We start from the raw sequence: 7,260 nt of genomic DNA on the forward strand, positions 1-7,260 counted from the left end.
GTCCTCCCGCAGCCTAGGCCGTCCCGCTCGCCGGGATCGACCTCGGCCTGCTTGACCCGGTCGCGCACCGCGGTCTCGGTCAGGTCGAAGTCCTCGGCGACCTGGCCCACCGAACGGTCACCACGCCGGCACAGCTCGATGATCTAGGGCTTGTCCGGTGGGTCGAGCCTTACCCCATGCTCCGCGAGGGCCTGCGCGCCACGGTCCTCTCCACGCTGTCCTGCGGGGACTACCATCCAGCCGTCACCGACGCGCCGGGGAGCGTGGCCTACCGCGATGGCGACCAGATCCGCGTCGTCACGCTCTCGCCCGAGTCTGAACTCCTTCCGTCTGCCTACCTCTCGGCCTGACCTATCGAACACGCTCTAGTGGGGAACGCGAACCGTGCGGCAATCCTCAACGATCGGCCGATCACGGATCTGTCGGCCGATGTGATCGCGGAACTCATGTCCGAAGCAGGTCCGTTGTGGCAGGAACAGCATCAGGCCAGGCTGGCCTCCCGGCCGCGGAAGCGAGCCGTGGGCGCCGGTGCGACGCACCTGCTGGTGTCCGTCGACCAGCTCCTGGCCACGCTCGTCCATCCGGCAAGAGACCCGGTGCCTCCCAAACTCCTGCTCGATAACGCTGGGGTGTGGTGTGCCCCCGCCATGGTTGCGCTCGCCAACGTGTGATTCACCACAGTCGGTTATGTTGTGCACAATTTAATTGCTGGCTAGCGTCTGGAGTCGACACCACAGCACAGGGAGGCAACACCATGGATCCCGTCCGCTACGAGGATTACCGCCCCGCCGAACATCGGACGTACCAGCAGGAGTTGGATGCGGTGGTGGCACAGGTGGCGCAGCGCACCCGCACCTCGGTCGAGCGCGAGGTCGTTGGCCGCGCCGTCCGCACGGCCCACGGAAAGACCTACGGCCTTCTCAAGGCCACGGTCACGGTCGGTGACAACCGCGGCTTCTACGGTCAGGGCATCTTCGCCCGACCCACCGTGTACGACGCCGTCGTCCGCTACTCCAACGGCCTTGGTCATCAGCGCCCCGACCATCAGCTGGGCGCGGCGTGTGGGATGGGCATCAAGCTGTTCGGGGTCCCCGGCCCCTCACTGCTGGACGACGAACCGGACAGCGGTACTTTTGACCTCAACTTGATCAACAACGATGTCTTCTTCGCGAACACCGCCTACGACTACATGGTCATCGAGGACCTGTTCGCGGAGCTGCCGGAGGCCCTGGTGAACCCAGCCCGCCGCAAGACCTGGATGGCGGAGTTCCTGACCCGCCGGGGCACGCTCATCGATCCCGACAGCTGGCTGTGGGACGAACTGTTCGCCATGCTGTCGTTCACCACCGTCCCGCGCAGGAACCTGCTGTCGTACACCTACAACAGCATGGGCGCCTTCCGGTACGGCGACCACATCGCCAAGATCCGGACCGTGCCCACGACCGAGTCCGTGGCCTCCCTGACGCACGAGATCGTGGACGTGCGCGCGGACAACGAGGCGTTCCGCTACACACTCGTTGCCGAGGCCGCGGAACGGGACCACTCCTTCGAACTCCAGGTGCAGCTCAACACCGATCTGGCCCACATGCCGGTGGACAACACCTCCGTGAAGTGGCCGCAGGAACTGTCCCCGTGGGTGACCGTCGCCCGTGTGGCCCTTCCGCGCCAGGACATCGGCGGGGACGAGAACGTGGCGGCCGCCGACGCCACGTCGATCACACCGTGGCGCTCACGCGAGGAGCACCGGCCTGTCGGCGAGATCCAGCGGGTGCGGCAGGAGGTGTACCGGCGTTCGTCCATCGAACGGCACCGCATCAATGGGCAGCAGCGGCGCGAACCGGTCAGCAGCGCGCAACTACTCGGCTGAGCCGGCTCAGCCGCGTCCCGCCGCCTGCGCCAACCGCGCTGGGACTGCGGCAGGGCGACAAGCGACCCGGCAACGGATTCTCGACGCCGCTCACGTGCTCTTCCCGGAGCGTGACGACGTGTAGCGGCGGGCCCTCCCAAGTGGCGTGAACCGCCCGCACGGTGGGGTCCTGGGAGCGGCTGTGGGCGGCGTCGGCTCGGCTCGGTCGACGGCCTGCCTCCTTCAGGGGCGCGGCGGAGTCGTGCCATCGCCGTCGCATGACCGCAGCTGCGCCGCCCGCACATGCCAGACGGACTACTGCAATCACGCCAGTCGTTCTGGGGGAGTGCGCCCTACCCCCTTGCTCGGGAACGGCCATCTCGCCCAGCGGCGACCAGTCGTCCTGCGGAACGTTCGCGCTCATGATGCGGGGTGTTTCGACCGGATGGCGCCGGCAGCGTCTGCTGCACGGTCTTGAAGTCCGCCCAGCGCACGCTCGTAAGCGGGAAGGCCGCGGGTGCCCTGGCCACGTCCACGCCGGAACGGCGCACCCGTGCCAGGTCCTGCCCTCGGCGCGGCGGGCGGAGCCGCTCGGTTTCGGCGGCGGAACCTGTTCCCCCGGAACCGGCTACCCGAGGTCCTGCGGGGCGACACGGCGGGATTCCCCGGGCCGCGCAAGAGGCGCAGGGCCTGCCGCGGGGGATCGGACGAGGCAGCCCTGCGCAGGAGGGTCAGCGGGTGGGGTCGAGAAGGATCTTGCGGACGCCGTCGGAGCGGCCTGCGAACAGTTCGTACGCCGCCGGGCCTTCGGAGAGGGCGAAGCGGTGGGAGACCACGACCTCTGGCTTGATCCGGCCGGCACGGGTGAGGGCGATCAGAGCAGGGAGTTCGTAGTGCACAGAGCACAGCCCGATGGCGAACTCCAGTTCCTTGATCTGCGCAAGTCCCATATGGAAGGGGAAGGCCTTGCTCTGGCTGACCCCGATGACGCTGACCCGGCCGGCCTGCCGGACGGCCTTGAGGGCGAGCTCGATGGTGGCGTCCGACCCCACGGCCTCCACCACGGCGTCCGGCCCGCGTCCGTCGGTCATGTCCCGTATGGCCGTCCGCGCGTGCTCGCCCTCGACCGGCTCGACACCCAGGGTGGCGGCGAAGGCGCGGCGCTCCGCGACCAGGTCTGCGCCCAGCACCCGCGCGGCGCCCATCGCGAAGGCGGACTGGGCGGCCATGAGGCCGACCGGGCCGAGGCCGATGACCAGGACGGTCTCGCCGGGCTGGATGCGGGCTCGGCGGCAGCCGTACCAGGCCGTGGGGGCGTTGTCCGTCAGGACGACGGCGGCCTCGTCGGAGATGCCCTCGGGCAAGTGCACCAGATTGACGTCGGCGTATGGCACCGCCAGGGCCTGGGCCTGGCTGCCCGGGAGCTGCGGGCTCACTCCGTAGCAGAGGTCCGTGCTGGACGTGGCGCGCTCGCACCGGGCGGTGAACCCGGCCGCGCACGACCGGCACTGGTCACAGCCGACAGAGGCGGGCACCAGAACCCGGTCGCCGGGCCTGAAGCGGGTCACCTGGCCGCCGGTGTCGACAACAACGCCGACGCACTCGTGCCCCGGCGTGTAGCCCAGTTCCGGGCTGAACGGGTTGCCGCGGTAGATGTGCAGGTCGCTGCCGCAGATGCCGGCCGCTGTCACCTGCACCACCGCGTCGGTAGGGCTGGTGACGGCCGGGTCGGAGACATCCCCGTAGCGGATGTCGTGACGGCCATGGTAGGTCAGTGCTTTCATCGTGTTTCTCCCCCTCAGGCCGGTCGGTCCGCGATCTTCAGCACCAGCTTGCCGTGGTTATCACCACGGAACAGTCGCATCTGGATCGCCTCCTCGACGTGCTGCCAGTCGGTGGGCCGCGGCTCTCCCACGGGACGTGCGGCCAGGCGCACCTGGCCGTTGATTCTGCTCAACTCCGGCGGCTCCTTCGACGGTCGTGTTGGATCGGCGGCCGGCACGGTCGGCAGGCCGGCATCGGCGCGCACTGACGCTGGAACAAGGCATACCGGCCAGTCGGTACGGATGGTGAGCGTATGGGTGCCGTGCCGTCGGAGACAAGAGGGAGCCCGGCGCGACATACGATTTATGCGCTCGGCCGCCTAGGGTCCGTCTTGGACACCCTTGATCCCACCGAGGAGAAACAGAGTACGGTCGTGCTCGGTGACCTTGCCGCAGTCGAGTCAGCGGCGGGCGATCCCGAAGCTGCCAGCCAGTACGCCCTGCGCGCCCTTGATCAGTTGGAGCGTACCTGGTACGCCATGGGGATGGATCGGGTGCGGGAGGTGCGTCGGTCGCTCACACCGCACCAGCACGAACCCTACGTGCGCGAGTTGGATGATCGGCTGTATGGGTGGTCGACGACCGTCAGCGCACTTGCGCGTTGAACGTGGTGATCAGCCCAGACAGCTCCAAAAGGCTCTCAACCCTGAGAGTCGGAAGTTTGTTGGCATCCTCGGTGGCCCACTGAATGGTCGCCCAAGGACCGCGGCGGATGAGCGCAGTATGCATTCCTGCGGCTGCGGCCGGACGGATGTCGTTGTCTATCCGGTCCCCGACGTAGAGTATCTCGCCAACCTCAACGGGCACGACCTCGGCGACACGGCGGAAAAACGCCGGGTCGGGTTTTGAGGCACCCCAATCATCCGAGGTGCCAATCAGGTCGACTTCGTTAGCGAACAACTCCCTCAGGATTCGGCCAGCGCGCACAGTCTGGTTCCCGGCGATGCCTAGGAGGGTGGGTCAGTTATGGGTAGGCGGCCAACTCTCTTGCTCGATAGCACCGATAGCGGTCGCGCCGCTGGCATCTGCGAGCGGTCGCTGGGGTCCTGTCCGTCCGATGTGCGGCCTGGTTCGGGCCTGTGATGGGCCGGGATGCCCGGCTGGTCAGCTGACCAGAGCGACGAGGCCGGTGGTCCCGGCGTGTCGGAAGATTTTGCGGAGGTTGTGGCAGGAGGCCAGCAGTCGCCACTCGCCGCGGGCTCCGTCCTCGCCGCGCAGGAGGAGCTGACGGCCGTTCTGGCAGGTCATGATCTGGCCGAAGACGGGTTCGGCGATGGCCTTGCGGCGGCTGTAGGCGGTCTTGCCGGGCTTGGTCCGCAGCTTGCGGGCCATACGCTCCTTGAGGGTGGCGCTGGCGGGGATACGCCCGCGTGGAGCGGGCGGAACCTGCTCGTCGTGGGCGAGGCGGCCGGTGGTCATGAACGTGTCGGTTCCGCAGGCGAGTTGGCGGTCCTTCGCGGCTTCGAGGTTGGTCTCCGAGCAGTATCCGGCGTCGACCAATGCCTGCTTGGGGTGGATGCCGGTGTTCTGGGCGGACTGGTCGAGCATCATGGTGTAGTTCAGCGCGTCCGATGGGTTGGTCGTCACGTCGGCTGCGGTGACGATCTGGTGTTCGGCGTCCACGCTGGCCTGGGCGTTGTATGCCTGGATGTAGGCGCCGTCGCTGTTCTTCATGATCCGCGAGTCGGGGTCGGTGAAGTTGGCCTGGGCCTTGGGCTTGGGCCGGGCCGTGGCTGCGGCCTTCTCGCCTGCGTCGGTGACGGCCTGCTCGTCGCTGCTGCCGGCACGCTCCTGACGGCGGCGTTCCTTGTCCTCGGCGTGGGCGCGAGCCTTGTCGGCGGCTTCGGCCTCGATCTGCGCGCGGGCGGCCTGCAGCCTGGCCAGGCGCTTCTCGCGGCGGTCCAGCTCGGCGGGCAGGTCCACATCCTTGCCGTCCACGCCGAAAATCTGGTCCTCGGCTTCGTCGGCGGCCTCCGCGTCGGCCAGCAGGGCATGGGCCTTCGCTTCCAGAGCGGCGATCTCGGCCTCTATCCGCTCTTCCTTGTCGATCAGGCGGCCGTAGCTCATCGCCTTGTGCTTGGAGGCACTGGCCTCCAGTTTCGTGCCGTCCAGCGCGACGCGGCCCATCTTGACCATGCCGAGTTTCTGCGCGAGGTGCAGGGACTGGGTGAACAGGTCGGCGAGGGCGTCCAGGTGGCGGCGGCGGAACCGCGAGATCGAGCGGAAGTCGGGGGCCTGGTCTGCGGCCAGGAACCGGAACGCGACGTCGTCGGCGCACTTGCGTTCGATCGCCCGGGAGGAGCGCACCCCGGTGGTGTAGCCGTAGATCAGCAGGCGCAGCATCAGCCGGGGGTCGTAGGGCGGGTAGCCGCGCTTTTCGGTGTAGTCCGCCAGCACCAGCGACAGGTCAAGGACCTCGTCGACCAGGTCGGCGACGAACCGGGCCAGGTGGTCCTGGGGCAGCCAATCGTCCAGTGACGGGGGCAGCAGCAGGACCTGGTGCGGGTCGAACGCCCGAAACCGCTTGTCCACTGCCCCCCCCACGTCGTCGGCTTCCCCCACCCGGGCGGCTGGACCGGCTCCATGGCGAACAGCCCATCACCATCGCGCATGCCCTGATCATCCCGCACGAACAGTCACGCACCGCGGGTGGGCTGCCGTCTTATCGGCAGCATCACGGCTGTGGCCGCGACGCTAACCGATCAACGAGACCGCCGCGCCCAGCAAGCCGATCTCGCGGGCAGTCAGGTTGGGGTCGTCCCGGCGGAACCGTACTGCCTGATCCAATGCCTCGGAAGGCACAGCACCGACGCTGGCCAAGAACGCGGTGAGGAACGTACCGGCGAGGGCGGCCTCCTCCCGCGCGGAGTCGACCGCCACTTGCGCAACGATCAGTGCGGACACGGCGACATCGAACTCAGGCGGACCCTGTCTGGAGTTACGCCAGTCGATCACAACCGGTCCTCGCGCTTCGAGCATGACATTCGCCGGGTGCAGATCCAGATGCACCGGGCGATCTCCGGGCTTGTGCGGCATCTGTGGCGGCAACGCGTGCAGGCGAGCATGCAGACCGGCCAGCAGGTCCGCCGCCACCACCGCGGTGATCTCCCCAGTGCCCAGCGCCTGCAGCATGGTCGGACCGGTGAGCCGTTCGAGGACCAGATCACCACCACTTGCCGAGTAGACCCGTGGCACCGGGAATCCCAACCCACCGACATAGGCCATCACAGCGGCTTCAGCGGCCACGTCCCCGTCGTCCCGGTAACGACGCAGGACGCGCTGCGTGTCGAGAGCGAAGACATCAGCGTCTCGGCCAGTCGCCAACAAAACGAACTCGGTCACACCGTGACTCTACTGGCGTTACTGACCCACGCTCCTAGGGTCCGTCTTCAAACGGATCTTGCCCAGAGCAGAAATGACGCGAGACTGACCGCTGCCTCGTAGGAGGCGGCGGTCTTGTCGTATCTGGTGGCGATGCCACGGAAGCCTTTGAGCCGGTTGAAGCAGCGTTCGACGGCGTTGCGTCGGCGGTAGATCTGCCGGTCGAATGCCGGCGGTCGGCCTCCGTGGCGGCCGCGGTTGTGGCGGTGC

The 7,260-nt window shown here is 68.0% G+C and carries 7 protein-coding genes and 3 pseudogenes; 4 read left to right on the plus strand and 6 right to left on the minus strand.

Annotation, left to right across the window (positions count from 1 at the left end; translation table 11 throughout):
- Positions 1-176: 176 nt before the first annotated feature.
- The 3 genes from ABZ915_RS47755 (at position 177) to ABZ915_RS47765 (ending at position 1,867) form a co-directional block, all read left to right on the plus strand.
- On the plus strand, positions 177-350 hold the full coding sequence (locus ABZ915_RS47755) for a hypothetical protein (RefSeq protein WP_361817477.1): 174 nt from the start codon (positions 177-179) through the stop codon (positions 348-350).
- 18 nt (positions 351-368) lie between these two features.
- Positions 369-671, plus strand: coding sequence for a hypothetical protein (locus ABZ915_RS47760; protein WP_361817479.1), 303 nt, complete (start codon positions 369-371; stop codon positions 669-671).
- A gap of 83 nt (positions 672-754) precedes the next feature.
- On the plus strand, positions 755-1,867 hold the full coding sequence (locus ABZ915_RS47765) for a catalase family protein (RefSeq protein ID WP_361817482.1): 1,113 nt from the start codon (positions 755-757) through the stop codon (positions 1,865-1,867).
- 710 nt (positions 1,868-2,577) lie between these two features.
- On the opposite strand, the gene ABZ915_RS47770 is transcribed toward ABZ915_RS47765, so the two are convergent.
- Together ABZ915_RS47770 and ABZ915_RS47775 are read right to left on the minus strand one after the other, a co-directional pair.
- Complete coding sequence (locus ABZ915_RS47770) at positions 2,578-3,630, minus strand: alcohol dehydrogenase catalytic domain-containing protein (RefSeq protein WP_190016516.1); 1,053 nt, start codon at positions 3,628-3,630, stop codon at positions 2,578-2,580.
- 14 nt (positions 3,631-3,644) lie between these two features.
- Positions 3,645-3,803 (minus strand): hypothetical protein, encoded by a 159-nt coding sequence (locus tag ABZ915_RS47775; protein WP_361817485.1) that lies wholly within the window; start codon positions 3,801-3,803, stop codon positions 3,645-3,647.
- Between the two features lie 195 nt (positions 3,804-3,998).
- Here ABZ915_RS47775 and ABZ915_RS47780 point away from each other — a divergent pair.
- Positions 3,999-4,274 (plus strand): annotated as a pseudogene (locus tag ABZ915_RS47780) (hypothetical protein); the annotation flags it as partial.
- Here the strand turns inward: ABZ915_RS47780 and ABZ915_RS47785 are convergent.
- From ABZ915_RS47785 to ABZ915_RS47800, 4 genes and pseudogenes are all read right to left on the minus strand, one after another.
- A pseudogene (locus ABZ915_RS47785) lies at positions 4,255-4,620 on the minus strand (HAD family hydrolase); the annotation flags it as partial. The pseudogenes ABZ915_RS47780 and ABZ915_RS47785 sit on opposite strands and share 20 nt — an antisense overlap.
- Positions 4,621-4,773: 153 nt before the next feature.
- A pseudogene (locus ABZ915_RS47790) lies at positions 4,774-6,254 on the minus strand (IS1182 family transposase).
- A gap of 109 nt (positions 6,255-6,363) precedes the next feature.
- A complete protein-coding gene (locus tag ABZ915_RS47795; RefSeq protein WP_361817488.1) occupies positions 6,364-7,011 on the minus strand; it encodes a phosphotransferase in 648 nt (215 codons plus the stop codon).
- A gap of 47 nt (positions 7,012-7,058) precedes the next feature.
- Positions 7,059-7,260, minus strand: a 202-nt coding sequence (locus ABZ915_RS47800) for a transposase (protein ID WP_361817490.1), incomplete at its 5' end; no start/stop codon positions are given.

The organism is Streptomyces sp. NPDC046915, assembly GCF_040644935.1.
In the GTDB taxonomy this organism is placed as follows: Bacteria; Actinomycetota; Actinomycetes; order Streptomycetales; family Streptomycetaceae; genus Streptomyces.